Raw genomic sequence first — 19,340 nt, forward strand, 5'->3', positions numbered from 1 at the left:
GTCAGGCCGGTGGAATCTGGCCTTTCCTGCGATGCTCGAACAGCAGGTTGGTATGCAGCTGGGCCACCTCCCGCCTGCCGGTGAACGAGTCGAGAACCAGGCGTTGCAGGTGTTCGGCATCGGTGACGGCGACGTGCACCAGGAAGTCGTCAGGGCCCGCTACGTGCGACACCGACAGCGTTTCCGGCAGCTCGAGCAGATACTCCAGGAACGGCCGCACCACGTCGCGGGTATGCGGCCGGATTCGCACCGCGATCATCGCCTGCAACGGGCGCCCGATCGCGCTGAGGTCGACCTCGGCGCGGTAGCCGGTGATGACGCCTCGTTCCCGCAGCGCCCTGTGCCGGACCAGCGCCGTCGAGGGCGCCACCGTGACGCGCTCCGCGAGGTCCTTGTTCGGCAGTCGAGCGTCCTTCTGCAACTCGAGCAGCAGGGCGGCATCGATCGCATCGAGCACGGACATCACCTCGGTTCGCCGCAGGATATTCGAGAAATCTCCATAGACGTAGTCACTCCATCACTATGACTCAAGTATTGGCGAACCCACTACGGTCATATGGAGGGCGGACATGAGCGGCATGCGTACCCGCGCCGTGCATGGCGGCAGGCACGACCTGAGCGACATCGGGGTCCATGCCCCACCGATCGATCTCTCGACGACGTATCCGATCCCTGATCAGGACAGCGGCGGCGTCGCGCTCGGCGAGCTGGCCGATGGCGCGGAGCGGGCGGCATCACCGGTGTACGCCCGGCTGCACAACCCCACGACGGCGCGGTTCGAGCAGGCGCTCGCCGAGCTGGAAGGCACCGAGCAGGCCGTCGCGTTCGCCAGCGGCATGGCGGCGCTGACCGCCGTGGTGCAGGCGAGCTGCGGCATGACAGGACACCGGCACGTCGTCGCGGCGCGCCCGCTCTACGGCGGCAGTGATCATCTGCTCACCACCGGGTTGCTCGGCACCGACACCGACTTCGTCGACCCAGCGGGCGTGGCCGCCGCGATTCGTCCCGATACCGGCCTCGTGGTGCTGGAAACCCCGGCGAACCCGACCCTCGACGTCGTCGACATCGCCGCCGTCGTCCGTGCGGCCGGTGATGTGCCGGTAGTCGTGGACAACACCTTCGCCACGCCGGTGTTGCAGAACCCTGCCGACCACGGCGCGGCGTACGTGTTGCACTCAGGTACCAAGTACCTCGGCGGGCATGGCGACGCGCTCGGCGGTGTGGTGGCCTGCTCGGTGGAACGGGCGGCGCCGCTGCGGCAACTGCGCATCCTTACCGGGGCCGTGCTGCATCCACTCAGCGCCTACCTGCTGCATCGGGGGCTGCCCACGCTGCCGTTGCGCATCGATGCGGCGCAACGCACCGCGGCCGAACTGGCGCGACGACTGGCAGCACACCCCAGGGTGTGCTCGGTGCGCTATCCGGGCCTCGCCGGACAGAACGACGCGGGCGTGCTCGGCCGCCAGCTGCGCGGACCGGGCGCGATGCTGGCCTTCGAACCGGACGGCGACCCGCACACCGTGGTGCGCGCGCTCGACGTCGTCACCCCCGCGGTGAGCCTCGGCTCGGTCGACACCCTGATCGAACATCCCGCGGCGCTGACACATCGGCTGGTCGGCGAGGACGTGCTGGCCGCCACCGGTGTTTCCGCGAGCCTGCTGCGGCTCTCCGTTGGGCTGGAAGACGTCGACGACCTCTGGGACGACCTCGACAAGGCGTTGCGCGCGGGCTGAGCGATTTTGACTGCCTGGCGCGGGCCTATTCGCACCCGGTCAGTGCTCGCCAACGCTGCGCGATTAGGCTGGTGAGCAGTCATTTCGGGAGGAATCGCGGTTTGTCTGCTGCTCAGCCATGTGTCGGTGTGCTCGCGTTGCAGGGCGATGTGCGCGAGCACGTCGCGTCGCTGCGCGCCGCTGGTGTGCGCACCATGACGGTGCGCAGGGAGTCGGAGCTGGCCGCCGTGGACGGCCTTGTCATCCCCGGCGGGGAGTCGACGACGATGTCGCGGCTGCTGGACACCTTCGAACTGCTCGAGCCGCTGCGGAAGCGGCTCGCGAGTGGCATGCCCGCCTACGGCTCGTGTGCTGGCATGATCCTGCTGGCCAACGAGGTACTCGACGGGCGGGAAGACCAGCACCAGCTCGGCGCGTTGGACATTACGGTGCGGCGTAACGCGTTCGGCAGGCAGGTGGACTCCTTCGAGGAGGACCTCGCCTTCACCGGAATCGACGACGGACCGGTGCACGCGGTGTTCATCAGGGCGCCGTGGGTGGAGTCGGCACGCCAGGATGTCGAGGTCCTCGCTGCCGTGCCCGACACCGCTGTCGCCGGGCCAGCCGCGGGTAGGATCGTCGCGGTTCGCCAGGGCACGGTGCTCGCGACCGCGTTCCACCCCGAGCTCACCGGTGATGGCAGGGTGCACCGGCTGTTCGCGGACATCGTCCGCGCGGCCGTGTCCGAGGACGCGGCATGAGGACCGACATGCCAAGAAGGCCGAAAGTAGGGCGACGGGCATACGATCGCTGACCTGCCCGGTCGGCCACGTCGGCCGGATTGGCATTTTACCAGGCGAGTAGCGACGAAGATGGAGGAGAGATGAGCGGCCACTCAAAGTGGGCGACCACGAAACACAAGAAGGCCGCCCTCGATGCCAAACGGGGCAAGCTGTTCGCACGGCTGATCAAGAACATCGAGGTGGCCGCCCGCACCGGCGGGGGCGACCCCGACGCCAACCCGACGCTCTACGACGCGATCCTCAAGGCGAACAAGAACTCCGTTCCGAAGGACAACATCGAGCGCGCCCGCAAGCGGGGCGCCGGTGAGGAAGCCGGTGGCGCCGACTGGCAGACGATCATGTACGAGGGATACGCGCCCAACGGCGTCGCCGTGCTGATCGAGTGCCTGACCGACAACAAGAACCGCGCCGCGGGTGAGGTGCGCACCGCGCTGACCCGCAACGGTGGCTCGCTGGCCGACCCCGGTTCGGTGTCGTACCTGTTCAACCGCAAAGGCATCGTGATCGTGCCGAAGAACGACCTCACCGAGGACGACGTGCTGATGATGGTGCTCGACGCGGGCGCGGAGGAGGTCAACGACCTCGGCGAGAGCTTCGAGATCGTCTCCGACGCCAGCGACCTGCTCGCGGTGCGCGACGCGGTCCGCGGGGCCGGGTACGAGTACGAGTCGGCCGAGGCCAGCTTCCTGGCGTCGGTGAACGTGCCGTTGGACGCCGACGGCGCGAAGAAGGTGTTCAAGCTGATCGAGGCGCTCGAGGACGCCGACGACGTGCAGAACGTCTACGCCAACTTCGACGTCAGCGACGAGGTGCTCGCGGAGGTCGGCTGAGGCGCGGTCGTGAGTGCTGATCCGGGTTAGAACCTGGATCAGCACTCACGACTGGTACCCACGGCAGCATGCCGCTTCGTGTTTGCTAGGCCGGATGGGTGATGGCAAGATCCGCTGGACGGCTGTGGGGAAGCGGACCGTAAGCGGGCAGAATGAACGCCCGTGACCACGGACGCATCACCCACACCGGTACCCCATACCGACGATCTCGAGCAGCTTCGTGACTGGCTGATCGAGGAAGCGGACACCAGAGGTAACGCGGTCGTGTCGGTCGCGCCCGAGGACGGCGTCGGCGGCTACTGCTTCACCGCGGGCGCGTGGCGCAAGCACGGTGTCCCGGAGGCGGTCGTGGTCGGCCTGCCGGAACAGATCGCGACGGTGCTGCTCGACGCGTACGTGGACAAGGCGGCCATGGGCGTGCGGTTCGAGCCGGGCGTGCTCTACGACGGCTTCTTCGACGGCATCCCGGTAGCGTTCGAGCACGTCGACCCCGCGCACTACCCGGCGTACTTCGGATCGGCGTTCGTGCTCTACCCGGATGGCGACTTCCCCGGTATGCAGATCATCGTCCCGACACCAGAAGGCAGCTGGCCATGGGACGACGACGCGCCAGAGGGCTTCGCGCAGTGGCAGCCCCTGCTGAACGCGACCGGAACCCCGTCGTTCTAGCGGACTGACGGCTATCCGGCGCGTCGGGTCGAGCGCGCCGAGGGCAGGCGGGTAACCTCCCTCCTCGAACGAGTGTTCGCCATGGTGGAGGTCGTAGGTGCGCGTTCTCGGGGTCGATCCCGGCCTGACCCGATGCGGGGTCGGCATCGTCGATGGCGGCACCGGACGGCAAGTCAGCTACGTCGGCGTGCACGTGGTGCGCACCCCCTCGGATCTCGACCTCGCCGACCGGCTGCGCCAGGTCGCCGACGCGATGGACGAGTGGCTGGAAACCTACCGCCCGGACGCCGTGGCCATCGAGCGGGTGTTCAGCCAGCAGAACGTCCGCACGGCGATGGGCACCGCACAGGCGAGCGGCGTGGTCGCGCTGAGCGCGGCACGGCGGTCGCTACCGGTCGGATTCCACACGCCGAGCGAGGTGAAGGCCGCCGTCACCGGCTCAGGGCGAGCGGACAAGCAGCAGGTCACCACCATGGTCACCCGGCTACTACAGCTTCAGGAGCGACCCAAGCCCGCCGACGCGGCCGACGCGCTCGCGCTCGCCGTCTGCCACCTGTGGCGGGAACCGATGCGCGCCAGGCTCGCCGAGGCGGAGCGGCGCGCGGCCGACCTGGCAAAGGCACACAAGGCGCGGCTGTCGGCCGCGCGAGCACAGCGGACTGGCGCGGCAAGTCGGCCGGGCCGAGGAGGGACAGGATGATCTCGTCGGTACGCGGGCAGGTGCTCGCGATCTCGCTCGATCACGTCGTGGTCGAGGTCGGTGGGGTCGGACTCGCCGTGCTGGCGACCCCGGCCACGCTCGCCACCCTGCGGGTGGGGGAGCAGACCACGTTGCACACCCAGCTCGTGGTGCGGGAAGACTCGCTGACGTTGTACGGCTTCGTCGAGACCGAGTCGCGCGAGCTGTTCGTGCTGCTGCAGTCGGTGTCCGGCATCGGGCCTCGGCTGGCGCTGGCCGCGCTCGCCGTGCTCGACCCCGACACCCTGCGCGGCGCGCTGGCCGAGGGCAACACCACCGTGCTCACCCAGGTGCCTGGCATCGGCAAGAAGGGCGCGGAGCGACTCAGTCTCGAGCTGCGCGACAAGGTCGATGCCACGCCGATCAGTGGCGCGACCGGTGCGGGTGCGCCCAGCGCGGTGCCAGGTGGCGCGGCCGACGGGGTGAAACCGGACGTCGTCGAGGCGCTGGTCTCGCTCGGCTTCGCGGCCAAGCAAGCGGAGAAGGCCGTCGACGGGGTACTCGAGAACGGCGCCGTCGGCAGCGGTGAGAACGGCGGCTCGAGTGGCACTGACACCTCGGCCGTGCTGCGGGCCGCGCTGGGGGTCCTCGGTAAGAAGCGGTGACGAGCGGGATGCACGATGAGGGACGTGATGAGCCCGGAAGACGCTGAGCACTCGGCCGCTGGCTCGGCCGCCGACCTTGACGACGCCGCCGCGGAGTCGACGCCGCTGTCCGCCCTGCCGGAGAGCGGCGAGCGCGAGCTCGAAACCACGCTGCGCCCGCGCAAGCTGTCCGAGTTCGTCGGCCAGGGCAGGGTGCGCGAGCAGCTGGAGCTGGTGCTGCACAGCGCCAAGCGCAGGGGAGTGCCGCCGGATCACGTGCTGCTGTCCGGTCCGCCGGGGCTCGGCAAAACCAGCCTGTCCATGATCATCGCGTCCGAGCTGGACAGTGCCATCCGCATCACCTCGGGGCCAGCGCTCGAACGCGCCGGTGACCTGGCCGCGATGCTGTCGAACCTGGTGGAGGGCGATGTGCTGTTCATCGACGAGATCCACCGCATCGCCCGGCCCGCCGAGGAGATGCTGTACCTGGCGATGGAGGACTTCCGGGTCGACGTCGTCGTCGGCAAGGGACCGGGCGCGACCAGCATCCCGCTGGAGATCGCGCCGTTCACCCTTGTCGGTGCCACCACCCGGTCCGGCGCGCTGACCGGTCCGCTGCGGGACCGGTTCGGCTTCACCGGCCACATGGAGTTCTACGAGCCCGTCGAGCTGGAGCAGGTGTTGCGCCGCTCGGCGGTCATTCTCGGCGTCGCGCTCGAAGCGGACGGCGCCGAGGAGATCGCGGGTCGCTCCCGGGGCACGCCCCGTATCGCCAACCGGCTGCTGCGCCGGGTCCGCGACTACGCTGAGGTGCGCGCCGACGGCAGGGTGACCAGGGAGACCGCCCAGGCCGCGCTCGAGGTGTACGACGTCGACGAGTGGGGCCTCGACCGGCTGGACCGGGCGGTGCTCGGCGCGCTGGTGCGCTCGTTCGGCGGCGGTCCGGTCGGGGTGTCCACGCTGGCCGTCGCGGTCGGGGAGGAGTCGTCGACGGTGGAGGAGGTGTGCGAGCCGTACCTGGTGCGGATCGGGATGCTCGCCCGCACACCCCGCGGCAGGGTGGCCACGGCAGCGGCGTGGCAGCACCTCGGGCTGCCGCCACCGAAGGGGGGAACGCCGGAGGCCACCCAGTCGTTGTTCGACTGACACGCGAGCGGCCTGCGGTGACGCAGGGGCTGCCGTCGGTGGCTAGGGCGTAAACTGGCAGACTCGCAGCAAATACGTACTCGCCAACGGGTATGGCGGGGCACACCGCCGTGCCCATAGAGGGAGAAATCGATGGAACTGCTCATCGTGATGATGGCTGGCCTCGGCTTGATGATGTTCTTCGCCGTGCGCAAGCAGAAGAAGGAGATGGCGGCGCACCACGAGCTGCAGGACAGCCTCAGCGAGGGCGACCGGGTGCGGACCACGTCGGGCCTGGAGGGCATCGTCGTCGACGCCAGCGACGACACCAAGATCGAGCTGGAGATCGCGGACGGCGTCGTGACGACGTGGCTGCGGCCCGCCGTGCGGGAGAAGGTCGAGGACGACCTCGACGAGGACGTCGACGACCTCGACGAGGATGCCGACAGCGAGTCGGACGAGGGCAGCGAGGCCGACGAGCGCGGCAGCGCCGGGGTCGCCCCGCCGATGGAGCACAAGGGTAAGTAACGATCTTCTTCGCATAACGCGCGACTTACGTGGCTCCGGGTACAGTGCCCGAGCCATGGCCGTCGTGTGGCCATGCGACGAGTGTCATGCGCCCCACCCGGGGCCGTGTCAAAGACGAGTTCGAGGAGAGACCCTCCCGTGGCACCACCCGCCGGGACCATCCGTCCAGGACGCTATCTGGCGTTCTTCCTTCTGATCGTTGTCGTGCTGTACGGACTGGTGTTCTTCACCGGTGACCGCGATCCGAGCCCCCGCCTCGGCATCGACCTCAAAGGCGGCACCAGCGTCACCCTGACCGCGCGCACCCCGGACGGCTCAGAGCCGACCCCGGAGGCGCTGGACCAGGCACGGGCGATCATCGCCGAACGCGTCAACGGGCTGGGTGTTTCCGGCGCCGAGGTCGTGCTGGACGGCAAGCAGATCGTGATCACGGTGCCCGGCGAGGAGGGCCAGGAGGCCAAGACCCTCGGCCAGACGGCGAAGCTGGCGTTCCGAAAGGTCATCGCCGGTCCGTTCGACCCAGCCGCTGTCCAGCAGCAGCCGGGCCAGCCCGGCGGTGATGGCGCGGGCGACAAGCCCGGCACGTCCGATGACGACGGCACCGCGAAGCCGGGTGACGGCGCGAAGAACGACGGTGCGAACTCCGACGCCGACGGCTCGGGAGGCGGTGGCGGTGCGTCCGGTGCCGCGCCCGCCGCGGCACAGGAGGACGACCCCTCCCTGCCCAAGGAGACTCGCGAGGAGATCGCCGAGGCGAAGGAGGTCCGGCAGAACGAGGACCTGCTCGGTGGCGGTCCCGAGGCGCAGCAGGCGTTGCAGCAGGCCCTGCAGCAGATCGACTGCTCGAAGGGTGCGAAGGACCCGCTGCGCGGGAACGACGATCCCGACAAGCCGCTGGTCGCCTGCGACCAGGACCGCGAATCCACGGACACGCGGCTGGCCTACTTGCTCGGCCCGGTGATCCTGGATGGCCAGGAGATCAGCGACTCCACCGCAGGCGTGAACTCCGACGGCGTCGGCTACCAGGTCAACATCACCTTCACCGGCGACGGCAACTCGAAGTGGGCCAAGATCACTTCCGAGTTGGCCAAGGAGTCCGCCCAGTCACCGAGCAACCCGGCGCAGGTCGCGTTCGTGCTCGACACCGAGGTCGTCTCCGCGCCGACGGTGACCACCGCGATCGCGGGCAACACCCGCATCACCGGTAACTTCACGCGGGCCGAGGCGGAGGATCTCGCGCAGATCCTGAAGTACGGCTCGCTGCCGCTGTCGTTCGAGACCTCAGACGCCACGACTGTCTCGGCGACGCTGGGCCTGTCCTCGCTGCGGGCGGGTCTGATCGCGGGCGCCATCGGGTTCGGCCTGATCGTGCTCTATAGCCTTGTCTACTACCGGTTGCTCGGTGTGCTGCTGGTCGCCTCGCTCGGCTTGACCGCGGCACTGGTGTTCCCGGTGATCATCCTGCTCGGCCGATCAGTCGGGTTCACGCTCGACATCGCGGGGGTCGCTGGTCTGATCATCGCGATCGGTGTCACCGCGGACTCGTTCGTCGTGTACTTCGAACGAATCAAGGACGAGATACGCGGGGGGAGAAGTGTGCGCTCCGCGATCCCGCGGGCGTGGGTGCGCTCCCGGCGGACGATCCTCTCCGCCGACGCGGTCGTGCTGCTGGCCGCGGTCGTGCTCTACCTGCTCGCCGTCGGCAGCGTGAAGGGCTTCGCGTTCACCATCGGCCTGACGACGGTGCTCGACCTGGTCATCGTGTTCATGGTGACCCACCCGATGCTGGTCATGGCCGGGAAGTGGAAGATCCTCAACAACCGTGTGCTGTCCGGCCTCGGCATGGTCACCGACGCCGGCGCCGCGGTGCAGCGGAGTAAGAAACAATCCGGCCCTGCGGCCGCGAGGGGGGTCTGATCATGGCGGACTCGACGGCCACGACAGAGCAGACCGAGCCCACGGCGCAGCCGCCCAAGCAGGGCAGGCTAGCCAAGCTCTATCTCGGCACCGGCGGCTTCGCCATTGTCGATCGGAGAAAGACCTGGTACATGATCACCGCGGTGATCATGCTGATCTGCGTCGGCAGCATCGTGTTCCGGGGCTTCACACCCGGTATCGAGTTCGTCGGCGGCACCCAGATCCAGGTGCCCGCGCAGGGGGCGCAAGGCCCAATCGCCGCCGACGAGGTGGAGCGGGTCTACGCCGACACCTTCGGCCAGACACCGTCGTCCACCCAGACCATCGGCTCCGGTGGCAGCAAGGCGGTGCAGATCAGGACCGAGGCGCTGAACGCCGGTGAGCTCGACCAGATCAAGCGCGCGCTGTTCGACGAGCTCAAGCCGCTCGGCGCGGACGGTGAACCCACCGTCAACGCCATCAGCGACAGCGGTGTAAGCGGGACATGGGGCGACGAGATCACCAAGCAGGCACTCATCGCGCTCGCGGTGTTCCTGGTGCTGGTGACGATCTTCCTCGCGGTCTACTTCGAACGCTGGATGGCGGTGGCCGCCCTGGTGGCGCTCACCTTCGACCTCACGGTCACGGCTGGGCTGTACTCACTGATCGGCTTCGAGGTCACACCGGCAACGGTGATCGGTCTGCTGACCATCCTCGGCTACTCGCTCTACGACACCGTCGTCGTCTTCGACAAGGTCAGGGAGAACACCAAGGGACTGCTCGACCTGAGCAGGCAGACCTACCCCGAGTCGGCGAACCTCGCGCTGAACCAGACGCTGATGCGCTCCATCAACACCTCGCTGACCTCGCTGCTGCCGGTGCTCGGCCTGCTGCTGATCGGTGCGGGCCTGCTCGGCGCTGGCACGCTGAAGGACCTGGCGCTGGTGCAGGCCATCGGCATCGTCGCGGGGACGATGTCGTCGATCTTCCTCGCCACTCCGGCGCTGGTGGACCTCAAGATGCGCGAGCCCGCCTACCAGGAGCAGGCACGCCGCGTCGAGTCGCGGCGCACGCTCGGCAAGCGCACCGTGAGCCAGACGGCGCGGGCCTCGGCTGGCCTGTCCGACACGGAGTCGGACGCGGACGACGAGGAACACGAGGCGGAGCTGCGGAAGGAGAAAGCGGTCGTCGCGGCATCCGCCGTGCCCGGCCGCAACCTGAAGAAGAGCGACCAGCGCAGGCTCGCGGGAAAGCCGTCCGGCAAGGAGCCAGGAAGGCCCTCGGGTAAGCCAGCGGGCAAGCCCACCGGCAAGCGCGCCAGATAGCCCCAGCGCACCGTCCTGTCCCGCCACAGCGCCGTCATGGGATGGCAGCGTGCCGTGGCGGGAACACCGGAGCTAGGCTGGAGACCCAGGACGTAGCTAGCGAGCGCCGGTAGGAGGTGCGGGTGAGCAACGAGCTCCGGTCCCCAGCGACGCAGGACGACGCTGGGCGGGGCGCCGCGCAGCAGCGGAGCTCAGGCCGCGCGAACAACGGTGAGCAGCAGAACGGTGCCCCCTCGGCCACCCGGCGGGTCAGGGCGCGGCTGGCGCGGCGGATCACCGCGCAGCGACCCGCCTCGGTCAAGCAGGTCCTCGAACCCCTAGCCGCCGTCCACCGCGAGCTGCACCCCAGCGCCGACCTCGGCCTGCTGCAGCGCTCCTACGATGTGGCCGAGGAGCTGCACCGGGGCCAGCGCCGCAAGTCGGGCGACCCGTACATCACCCATCCGCTCGCCGTCGCCACCATCCTCGCCGAGCTGGGCATGGACACCACCACGCTGGTGGCCGCGCTGCTGCACGACACAGTGGAAGACACCGGCTACTCGCTGGACAAGCTGCGCAAGGACTTCGGCGACGAGGTCTCTCACCTCGTCGACGGCGTCACCAAGCTGGACAAGGTCAAGCTCGGCACCGCGGCCGAGGCGGAGACCATCCGCAAGATGGTCATCGCGATGGCTCGCGACCCGAGGGTGCTGGTCATCAAGCTGGCCGACCGGTTGCACAACATGCGCACCATGCGCTTCCTCCCGCCGGAGAAGCAGGTGCGCAAGGCCCGCGAGACCCTTGAGGTGCTGGCCCCGCTGGCGCACCGGCTCGGTATGGCCACGGTCAAGTGGGAGCTGGAGGACCTGGCGTTCGCGATCCTGCAGCCCAAGAAGTACGACGAGATCGTGCGGCTGGTCGCCGACAGGGCGCCGTCGCGCGACGTCTACCTGCGCTCGGTGATCGACCAGCTGCTGGACAACCTCGCGAAGTCGCGGGTGCAGGCCAAGGTCGAGGGCAGGCCGAAGCACTACTACTCGATCTATCAGAAGATGATCGTGCGCAGCCGCGACCTGGACGACATCCACGACCTCGTCGGAGTGCGCATCCTCGTCGACGACGTGCGCGACTGCTACGCCGCCATGGGCGTCGTGCACGCGCTGTGGCAGCCGATGCCCGGCCGGTTCAAGGACTACATCGCACAGCCGCGCTTCGGCGTGTACCAGTCGCTGCACACCACGGTCATCGGGCCGGACGGCAAGCCGCTCGAGGTGCAGATCCGCACCTACGAGATGCACCGCACCGCCGAGTACGGCATCGCGGCGCACTGGCGCTACAAGGAGACCAAGGGCACCCACAACAACGGCAAGTCAGGGGCGCTCGAGGTCGACGAGATGGCCTGGATGCGGCAACTGCTCGACTGGCAGCGCGAGGCCGCCGACCCCGGCGAGTTCCTGGAGTCGCTGCGCTACGACCTCGCCACCCGCGAGATCTTCGTGTTCACGCCGAAGGGCGACGTGATCACGCTGCCAGCCGGGTCGACGCCGGTCGACTTCGCCTACGCGGTGCACACCGAGGTGGGCCACCGCTGCATCGGCGCGCGCGTCAACGGCAGGCTCGTCGCGCTGGAACGCAAGCTCGACAACGGTGAGGTCGTCGAGATCTTCACCTCGAAGGCCGAGAGCGCGGGCCCGAGCAGGGATTGGCTCGGCTTCGCCGGTTCACCGAAGGCGCGGGCGAAGATCAGGCAGTGGTTCGCCAAGGAACGCCGCGAAGAGGCCATCGACGCGGGCAAGGAAGCCATCACCAAGGAGATCCGCCGCGCCGGACTGCCGCTGCAGCGGCTGATCTCCGCCGACGTGATGGGCGCACTGGCCACCGAGCTGCGCTACAACGACATCACCGCGCTGTATGCCGCCGTTGGCGAGGGCAACACCAGCGCCAAGCACGTGGTGTCGCGGCTGGTGGCGTTCATCGGTGGCGTCGAGGAGGCCGAGGAGGAGCTGGCCGAGCGCGCCACCCCGTCGACGATCAGCCGCAGACGCTCCACCAACGACGTCGGCGTGGTGGTCAAGGACGCCGGTGACGTCTGGGCGAAGCTCGCGCGCTGCTGCACCCCGGTGCCTGGCGACGAGATCCTCGGGTTCGTCACCCGCGGCGGCGGGGTGAGCGTGCACCGCACCGACTGCACCAACGCCGAAGATCTGCAATCCCAGCCTGAGCGGCTGGTCGAGGTCGAGTGGGCGCCGTCGGAGTCTTCGGTGTTCCTGGTCGCGATCCAGGTGGAGGCGCTGGACCGGCACCGGCTGCTGTCCGACATCACCAAGACCCTCGCTGACGAGAAGGTCAACATCCTGTCCGCGTCGGTGACGACGTCCCGCGACCGGGTAGCGGTGTCGCGGTTCTCGTTCGAGATGGGCGACCCGAAGCACCTCGGCCACGTGCTCAACGCCGTCCGCAAGGTCGAGGGCGTCTACGACGTCTATCGCGTCACGTCGGCCTCCTGACGCGGTTGCTCCGCCCGCGTGCTGTGCTCTGTGGGCGTCGCACACGCTGTTGATCAGCTTCCTGCGGGCTGTGAACACGGGAACCAGGCAAAAAGGACGCCAGATGGTCCTAGTGCGCGGGAAGTTGATCAACTGTGCGCCACGAGCGTGGAGAGGAGTCTGGATGTAGGTAGGGCTTCTTGATGCGGTGCTGTGTGGGAGATGAAGGTTGTGGCCCTTCGGCGTCGGCCTGTGGGGGCAGGCGTCAAACCGCCTCATGCTGCGTTGGCTGAAGACCGTCGTGGTGAGCGATGAGGAAAAGGCACCCGAGAGGTGTCAGGTGGGGATCAGGAAGACGAGCGCGAGCGAACCGCTGTTGAGGTGTCGAAACTATTAGGTGGCATCGAAACCGGGGAGAAGTTGAGTTCCCGGGATGAGCCTGGTGGGTGCCCACTTATTGGCCAGGTGGTGTCCGGCATGAAGGCGGCGTGAGTCTGGTCTGCGGCTCCTGCGCGGAACGTGGGAAGGCGAGTGTCGATACTGCACGTCCACACCCGGCGGTGCGGGTGTGCGAGAGGGAGCGCGCCGACGGCGGAAACCGGAGGCGTTGAGTACCGAGGCGGCGCTCGCTGGCGGACCGGCTCGTAGTAGTGGTGAAGCCCTGTAATGGGGGTGGAGCGAAGGGGCCGGCTCATCGTGGATTTGGTCGCACGAGCAACCCGGGGACAGCTGTCCTCGCGGGAGGAGACGGGTGGGCAAGTCAGGTCCGGTGGACAAGTCGTTTGATATTTCGAAGCAACTGGTGTGGGAGGCGTATCGGCGCGTTAAGGCCAATAAGGGTGCCGCTGGGGTGGATGGCGTGACGATGGAGATGTTCGAGACCGATCTGCGGAACAATCTGTACAAGATCTGGAATCGGATGTCGTCGGGGACGTATTTTCCGCCTGCGGTGAAGGCGGTGGAGATACCGAAGCCGCATGGCGACGGGACCCGGATCCTTGGGGTTCCGACCGTGGCGGACCGGATCGCGCAGACCGTGGTCGCGCTGCAGTTGGAACCCCGGACGGAGTCGATCTTTCATCCCGACTCCTACGGGTATCGGCCGGGCAGGTCCGCGCATGATGCGCTGGCCCGGTGCCGGACGCGGTGTTGGAAGAAGGACTGGGTGCTCGATCTTGACATCCGTAAGTTCTTCGACTCGCTGGATCACGGTCTCGTCGTCAAGGCGGTCAAGGTCAATACCGACCGCAAATGGGTGCTGCTGTATGTGAAGCGGTGGCTCACAGCGCCGCTGCAGCTGCCCGATGGCACCCTGGTCGAGCGGGATCGCGGTACCCCGCAGGGATCGGCGGTCTCCCCGGTCCTGGCGAATGTGGTGCTGCACTACGCGTTCGACATGTTCCTGGCTCGGGAGTTCCCGACCGTGGAGTTCGAACGTTACGCCGATGATGCGGTCGTGCACTGTGTGACCGAGCGCCAAGCCCGCCAGGTGCGGGCGGCGCTGGCCGAGCGGCTGGAGGGTCTGGGGCTGCAACTGCATCCCGACAAGACCCGGATCGTGTACTGCAAGGACAACAATCGGCGCGGTGCGTACGAGCACACGTCGTTTACGTTCCTGGGCTACACGTTTCAGCCGCGAGCAGCGGTGGACAAGGGCGGGACGCTGTTCGTCAGTTTCCAGCCTGCCGTCAGCAAGGACGCGCTCAAGAAGATGCACGCGCAGGTCCGCCGCTGGCGGCTCCACCGACGCACCAGGTACGACCTGGACGAGCTCGCCGAGGCGATCAACCCGATCGTGGCGGGCTGGATTAACTACTATGGCCGGTTCTACCGGTCGAAGATGTATCCCCTCCTTCAGCGCATCAACACCTACCTGATGCGCTGGGCAGGCAAGAAGTACAAGCGACTGCGCGGCTACCGCTGCTTCACCCAGTGGTGGTTCGGACTCGTCGATCGAGAGCCCGAACTGTTCACCCACTGGCGGTGGGTGCGCACGTTTGCGGGACTGCGATGAGAAGAGCGGAGTGACGGGAGACTGTCACGCTCCGTTCTGAGGGAGCCCGGGGGTGAGATTCCCCCGGGCCACCCGACTCGGCCAGCAGCCGACATCCTCAGTGGTGGTGGGTGAACCTCGGCGTCCTGCGCTCCAGGAACGCCGCCACACCCTCGGCGTAGTCCGCGCCGTGGATGGCGTCGCGGCGGAGCTGGTCGACCTCCGCATCCGGCTCGTCCTGGCCCGCCGCGATCTTGCCGATGATCCGGTTCATGCCACGCACCGACGTCTGCGATCGGGTGGCGAGCGTGGCGACGAAGTCCTCGACCGCCGCGTCCAGGCCGCCGTCCGGGTAGACGTCGTTGACCAGGCCCATCGCATGCGCCCGGTCGGCGCCGACCAGCTTCGCGGACAGCAGGATGTAGCGGGCATTCGCCGGGCCGACCAGCGAGACCAGCTGGTGCGTCGAGGGATAGTCGTAGATGATCCCGAGCTTGGCCGGAGTGATGCCGAACCGCGCACCCTCTGCGGCGAACCGGAAGTCACAGGCCACCGAGATCTGGCAGCCGCCGCCAATGCAGTTGCCCCTGATCAGCGCGATGCTCGGGGTGACCATGTCGGCCAGCGCGGTGACAGCGGCGTGCACCGCCTTGTCGTAGAGCGCGGCGCCGTCCGCCGTGGACCGCAGCTCACCGAACTCGGCGATGTCCGCGCCCGCCGAGAAGTTGTCCCCCTGCCCGGTGATCACCAGCGCGGTCACCGCCGGATCGGCCTCCACCTCGGCGACGATGCCGGGGATGGCCGACCACATGTCGAAGCTGATCGCGTTGTGCTTGTCCGGTCGCGTGAACGTGAGTCGCGCGACGCTGCCCGCCCGCGCCAGCTCCAGCCCTGTCGTCATGCGATTGACCTTACGGCCCGTGCTCACGCGTCAACGGTGACCTTGGTGAACTTCACAGGGATCTCCGGCTTGCCGGTGCCATCGCCTGCGGCGCCCTGCTCACCGATGCCGCCGTTGGCGACCTTGTCCAGCGTGGCCAGACCCTCGTCGGAGATGGTGCCGAACACGGTGTAGTTCGGGTCGAGCTGTGCCTCGCCGTAGACCAGGAAGAACTGGCTGCCGTTGGTGTCAGGCCCGCTGTTCGCCATCGCGACGAGACCGCGACCGTAGGACAGCTGCGGGAACGTCTCGTCCGCGAAGGAGTAGCCGGGGCCGCCGCGCCCGCTGCCGGTCGGGTCACCGCACTGCAGCATCTGCAGGCCACGCGTGCCGAGACGGTGGCACTCGCTGCCCTCGTAGAAGTCCTGCTTGATCAGGTTCACCATGCTGTTCACGGTGCACGGGGCCAGCGACCGGTCCAGCGTCAGGCCGATGGGGCCAGCCGTGGTCTCCATGGCGACGTCGACGGTGCCGCGTGCGGGCACCGTGCCGTTCTCCGGCCGGTCGACGTCCTTGGCCGCGGGGGAGGGGCTCTCCTTGTAGGCGCACTTGCTCGGGTTCGGCAGCGGCTTCGTGCGCTCCGGCACCGGTGCCCGCTCGGACGGGATCTGCAGACTCGGCTCCTGCGGCTGCTGTTCGTCCGCCTGCGCGGTGGAGTCGTCACTGCCGCGCGTCGCGAGGAAGACGACCAGGCCGGTCACGATGACGACGGCGCCAGCGGTGACCGCCGCGCCGATCACCCTGTTGCGCTTCACGCGCTCTTGCCGGTGCTCGATCTGCCGCTCCAGCTTCCGCTTCGCGGCCTCACGGCGTTGCTGGTTGGTCGCCACGCGCACTCCTCGCATCCTCGGGTCCGGCTTGCGAGCCTGCCGGTCACAAACCACGTCGCGGGGATTCTATGGGCACCGCCTGTGAAGTGGCTGTGGAGGCTCAGGTCTCGTCTTTGGGTGTCCGCGCCCTGCCCAACGCCTTGCCAAGCGTCTCGGCCGTGCCCTGGGCGACACCGAGCCCTTTCGACAGCAGCCGGATGGAGTCGTTGAGCGCGTTGTTCACCGCGGTTTGCGTCAGGATCGCCCGCGCCAGCTCGCCGATGCGGTTGACCGAGTCGTTGAGCTGACTGTTGAGCGCCTCCAGCTGCTGTTGCGTCTCAGGCAACTCCTCGGCGACGAAAGTGCCGATTCGGTCGATCCGGTCCAGCGTCCGCTTCAGCTTGACGATTTCCTCGAGCAGCACCCCGCCCGGACGGAGCTGCTCCAGCGTGCGGGCGAGGCTGGGCAGCGCGCCAAGCGCCGCCGAGGTGTCCTCGACGACCTTGGCGGAGGTGTAGATCGTGGCGTCGATGGCGTCGATCGGCCGGGTCACGATCATGTTCACCGTGACGTCGCTGAGCCGCTGCCGTCGCTGGCTGTGTCCAGTCCATTGCCCACTGCGCTGGCTCATGCTCGGTGTCCATTCCTCTGTCGGGGCGGCCGCGTCGGCGGCACCTCCGACTCCGGCGACGACGACCGCTGCTACCTGGCCTGCCGCCCGTCGCTGCGCGATCCGTCGAGCACCCTAACCGGCGCCGACTGGTTCTGCCCAATATCGTGTGGCGGACGACATGGGGCGAATCCGCCGCTCAGTGGGCTTCAGCAGCGAGCGGCAGCCGCGGTTCGCGGATCACGATGGCCGCCGCGAGCAGGCTCGTCAGCGGCACGGCCGCGACGATGCCGATGCTGCCAGCGAGGGTGCGCAAGATCTCCTGCGCGATGTCCTGCGAGGTGAGGATCGTGCCGAGCCCGACCCCGGACACCGCCGTGTAGAGCAACACCGGCAGCGCGGCGCCCGCGTAGGCGAGCACGAGGGTGTTGACCGCTGAGGCGACGTGATCCCTGCCGATGCGCACCCCCGCGTCGTACAAATCACGCCAGCTCAGTTTCGGGTTCGCCCGCCGCAGCTCCCAGATCGCGCTGGCCTGCGTCACGGTGACGTCGTCGAGCACACCGAGCGCGCCGATGACCACGCCCGCCAGCAGCAGTCCCTGGGCGTCGATGCCGTGGCCCAGCGCCGCGATCAGGTTGCCTGTCTGCTCATCGAGCCCGGTCAGGTGCATGAGCCCGGAGAACACCGCCGAGATGATGCCGATCAGCAGCAGGCTGATCAGCGTGCCGAGCAGCGCGACCGAGGTGCGCACCGACAAGCCGTGGGTGAGATACAGCGTGGCGAACATGATCAGCCCGGCGCCGGTGATGCCGGTCAGCAGCGGGTCCTCGCCCGCGAGGATGGCGGGCACCACGAACAACCCGAGGACGGCCGCGCTGACGCCGAGCCCGGCCAGCGCGCGTGCGCCGTGCCAGCGACCGAGCAGCAGCACGGCCCCGAGGAACACCACGACCAGCATCAGCAGTGGCGTGCCGCGCTGGAAGTCCATGATCAGGTAGGCGTCGTCGTTTCTGGGGTCCTCGCCGGTGAAGGCGAGCACGATGTCGTCGCCGACGGCGAAGGTGGGCCGCGACGGCCCAACCGGCTCCGTCTTGTGGATGACGCTGCCCGTTGCGGGGCCGTCGGTGAGGGTGATGTCGAGCAGCAGGCACTGCGGCTGCCCCTGTGCTGGCTGGTCAGGTTGCCCGCCGGGCTGGCTAGGTTGCGCCTCGGGTTGGCCAGGCTGTGCCCCGGGCTGGCGCAGACAGGACCCGAGCGACGCCGCGGTGACGGTGCCGTCGACCGGCGTCCCGGAGTCGACGGCACTGTCCGGCAGGCCTCCGGTGGGAAGCAGCACGAGGAACACCACGAACACCGCGAGGAGGAACGGCGCGAGCAGCGCTGCCAGCAGCATCCGCACCTGCCGTGACGCCGGGGGCGGCGGTTCGTGCGAGTGGGCGTGCGAGTGGCCGTGGCCGGGCGGCGGTGTGGGCGGCCCCGCTGGGGACGACTCGGGCTGGTCCGGCGACTCCGCCCGGTCCGACGGCTCAGCCTGGTCGGACTGACCCTGGGCCGCGTCCTGCTCGGGCGGTCCAGGCGGCGGGACGGCGGGCGTGACCGGCCTGGTCTGCGCGGCGGGGTCGATGGCGCCGGGGGGCTCGACGCGCCGCCGCCGCGGACGCGGCTGCCGCTCCTCGGGCCGGTCGGGCGGTGACCCGGCCCGTCGCCGTGGCCGACGCCCCGTCGGTTGCTGGGGCTGTCGCTCGCCGGGCGGGCCTGGCTGGTGTCCTTGCTGCTGCCGAGGCTGCTGCTCCGGGGGACCCGCTGGCTTGCGACGCCGACCGCCCTCTCCTGGCGTCCGTCGGGGCGGCTGACCCGCTGCCGCGCCAGGGACCCGTGGGATCGGCCTGGTCTCGGCCTCGTCGTCGCCACGGCGGTCGGCGCGGCGCCGTCCGCCGTCCCGGGGTGATGTCACGGACTCCATCCTGCGGGAGCGGGAACGGTTATCGCCAGGTGAACCGGCTCAGGTCACGTTCTCATGCGGGTGTGACCAGGAAATGTGCCTAGCCGGATCAGGACGAGCACCAGCGCACCGAGCCCGCTGAACACCCCGCCGACGCCGCCGAGAATCGTCACGAGCAGCCAGCGCGCCGTCCACGAAAAGCCGGACGCGCGATGTCATGGCGGCGAGTATGTCAGCGGGGCCGTCGTGTTCGGGTGATCTTGGGGAATTCCAGTGGCCTGTCACCTCCGGTAGCCAGGTGACCGGCGAGAACCAGGCGTTCGTTAGCCTTGCCATTGGCGCCCATCCGCCGCACCCATCGACCTAG

The 19,340-nt window shown here is 68.6% G+C and carries 17 protein-coding genes; 12 read left to right on the top strand and 5 right to left on the bottom strand.

Going from position 1 to position 19,340, the window contains the following annotated elements; translation table 11 throughout:
* Nucleotide 1: 1 nt before the first annotated feature.
* A complete protein-coding gene (locus AMYHA_RS11050) occupies nt 2-463 on the bottom strand; it encodes an Lrp/AsnC family transcriptional regulator (protein ID WP_034270696.1) in 462 nt (153 codons plus the stop codon).
* 106 nt (nt 464-569) lie between these two features.
* On the opposite strand from AMYHA_RS11050, the gene AMYHA_RS11055 reads away from it, so the two are divergent.
* The 12 genes from AMYHA_RS11055 to ltrA all read left to right on the top strand — a co-directional run bounded on the left by AMYHA_RS11055 (nt 570) and on the right by ltrA (nt 14,690).
* Nucleotides 570-1,733 (top strand): trans-sulfuration enzyme family protein, encoded by a 1,164-nt coding sequence (locus AMYHA_RS11055; RefSeq protein WP_034270698.1) that lies wholly within the window; start codon nt 570-572, stop codon nt 1,731-1,733.
* A gap of 101 nt (nt 1,734-1,834) precedes the next feature.
* Complete coding sequence (gene pdxT / locus AMYHA_RS11060; RefSeq protein WP_034270700.1) at nt 1,835-2,473, top strand: pyridoxal 5'-phosphate synthase glutaminase subunit PdxT; 639 nt, start codon at nt 1,835-1,837, stop codon at nt 2,471-2,473.
* A 122-nt stretch (nt 2,474-2,595) separates the two neighbouring features.
* Entirely contained in the window at nt 2,596-3,345 is a 750-nt protein-coding gene (locus tag AMYHA_RS11065; protein ID WP_034270702.1) for a YebC/PmpR family DNA-binding transcriptional regulator, read from the top strand.
* A 162-nt stretch (nt 3,346-3,507) separates the two neighbouring features.
* A complete protein-coding gene (locus AMYHA_RS11070) occupies nt 3,508-4,014 on the top strand; it encodes a DUF4262 domain-containing protein (protein WP_034270703.1) in 507 nt (168 codons plus the stop codon).
* 97 nt (nt 4,015-4,111) lie between these two features.
* The gene (ruvC, locus tag AMYHA_RS11075; RefSeq protein ID WP_034270705.1) at nt 4,112-4,714 is read left to right on the top strand and encodes a crossover junction endodeoxyribonuclease RuvC; all 603 of its coding nucleotides are present in this window, start codon (nt 4,112-4,114) and stop codon (nt 4,712-4,714) included.
* On the top strand, nt 4,711-5,358 hold the full coding sequence (gene ruvA / locus AMYHA_RS11080) for a Holliday junction branch migration protein RuvA (RefSeq protein WP_034270708.1): 648 nt from the start codon (nt 4,711-4,713) through the stop codon (nt 5,356-5,358). Before ruvC ends, ruvA begins: the two co-directional genes overlap by 4 nt.
* 27 nt (nt 5,359-5,385) lie before the next feature.
* Nucleotides 5,386-6,483, top strand: a complete 1,098-nt coding sequence (gene ruvB / locus AMYHA_RS11085) for a Holliday junction branch migration DNA helicase RuvB (protein WP_051399762.1) — start codon at nt 5,386-5,388, stop codon at nt 6,481-6,483.
* Between the two features lie 132 nt (nt 6,484-6,615).
* Nucleotides 6,616-6,990, top strand: coding sequence for a preprotein translocase subunit YajC (yajC, locus tag AMYHA_RS11090; protein WP_034270711.1), 375 nt, complete (start codon nt 6,616-6,618; stop codon nt 6,988-6,990).
* 138 nt (nt 6,991-7,128) lie between these two features.
* Nucleotides 7,129-8,907 (top strand): protein translocase subunit SecD, encoded by a 1,779-nt coding sequence (gene secD / locus AMYHA_RS11095; protein WP_034270714.1) that lies wholly within the window; start codon nt 7,129-7,131, stop codon nt 8,905-8,907.
* A 2-nt stretch (nt 8,908-8,909) separates the two neighbouring features.
* Nucleotides 8,910-10,211, top strand: a complete 1,302-nt coding sequence (secF, locus tag AMYHA_RS11100; RefSeq protein WP_051399763.1) for a protein translocase subunit SecF — start codon at nt 8,910-8,912, stop codon at nt 10,209-10,211.
* Nucleotides 10,212-10,333: 122 nt separating this feature from the next.
* Nucleotides 10,334-12,697 (top strand): RelA/SpoT family protein, encoded by a 2,364-nt coding sequence (locus AMYHA_RS11105; RefSeq protein ID WP_034270717.1) that lies wholly within the window; start codon nt 10,334-10,336, stop codon nt 12,695-12,697.
* Between the two features lie 730 nt (nt 12,698-13,427).
* Complete coding sequence (gene ltrA, locus AMYHA_RS11110) at nt 13,428-14,690, top strand: group II intron reverse transcriptase/maturase (protein WP_231104698.1); 1,263 nt, start codon at nt 13,428-13,430, stop codon at nt 14,688-14,690.
* 97 nt (nt 14,691-14,787) lie between these two features.
* Here the strand turns inward: ltrA and AMYHA_RS11115 are convergent, their stop codons facing one another.
* The 4 genes from AMYHA_RS11115 to AMYHA_RS11130 form a co-directional block, all read right to left on the bottom strand.
* Nucleotides 14,788-15,570, bottom strand: coding sequence for an enoyl-CoA hydratase-related protein (locus AMYHA_RS11115; RefSeq protein ID WP_034270720.1), 783 nt, complete (start codon nt 15,568-15,570; stop codon nt 14,788-14,790).
* 23 nt (nt 15,571-15,593) lie between these two features.
* A complete protein-coding gene (locus tag AMYHA_RS11120) occupies nt 15,594-16,439 on the bottom strand; it encodes a peptidylprolyl isomerase (protein WP_034270722.1) in 846 nt (281 codons plus the stop codon).
* Between the two features lie 100 nt (nt 16,440-16,539).
* Nucleotides 16,540-17,049 (bottom strand): hypothetical protein, encoded by a 510-nt coding sequence (locus AMYHA_RS11125; RefSeq protein ID WP_034270724.1) that lies wholly within the window; start codon nt 17,047-17,049, stop codon nt 16,540-16,542.
* Nucleotides 17,050-17,227: 178 nt separating this feature from the next.
* A complete protein-coding gene (locus AMYHA_RS11130) occupies nt 17,228-18,985 on the bottom strand; it encodes a YibE/F family protein (RefSeq protein ID WP_231104699.1) in 1,758 nt (585 codons plus the stop codon).
* Between the last annotated feature and the right edge of the window lie 355 nt (nt 18,986-19,340).

The organism is Haloechinothrix halophila YIM 93223 (assembly GCF_000504245.1).
GTDB lineage: Bacteria > Actinomycetota > Actinomycetes > Mycobacteriales > Pseudonocardiaceae > Haloechinothrix_A > Haloechinothrix_A halophila.

Coding starts and splice junctions, on each gene's coding strand:
- AMYHA_RS11125 (WP_034270724.1), bottom strand. CDS start 17,049: ATGAGCCAGCGCAGTGGGCAATGGACTGGACACAGCCAGCGACGGCAG.
- AMYHA_RS11050 (WP_034270696.1), bottom strand. CDS start 463: ATGTCCGTGCTCGATGCGATCGATGCCGCCCTGCTGCTCGAGTTGCAG.
- AMYHA_RS11115 (WP_034270720.1), bottom strand. CDS start 15,570: ATGACGACAGGGCTGGAGCTGGCGCGGGCGGGCAGCGTCGCGCGACTC.
- AMYHA_RS11065 (WP_034270702.1), top strand. CDS start 2,596: ATGAGCGGCCACTCAAAGTGGGCGACCACGAAACACAAGAAGGCCGCC.
- AMYHA_RS11055 (WP_034270698.1), top strand. CDS start 570: ATGAGCGGCATGCGTACCCGCGCCGTGCATGGCGGCAGGCACGACCTG.
- ruvB (WP_051399762.1), top strand. CDS start 5,386: ATGAGCCCGGAAGACGCTGAGCACTCGGCCGCTGGCTCGGCCGCCGAC.
- ruvA (WP_034270708.1), top strand. CDS start 4,711: ATGATCTCGTCGGTACGCGGGCAGGTGCTCGCGATCTCGCTCGATCAC.
- yajC (WP_034270711.1), top strand. CDS start 6,616: ATGGAACTGCTCATCGTGATGATGGCTGGCCTCGGCTTGATGATGTTC.
- secF (WP_051399763.1), top strand. CDS start 8,910: ATGGCGGACTCGACGGCCACGACAGAGCAGACCGAGCCCACGGCGCAG.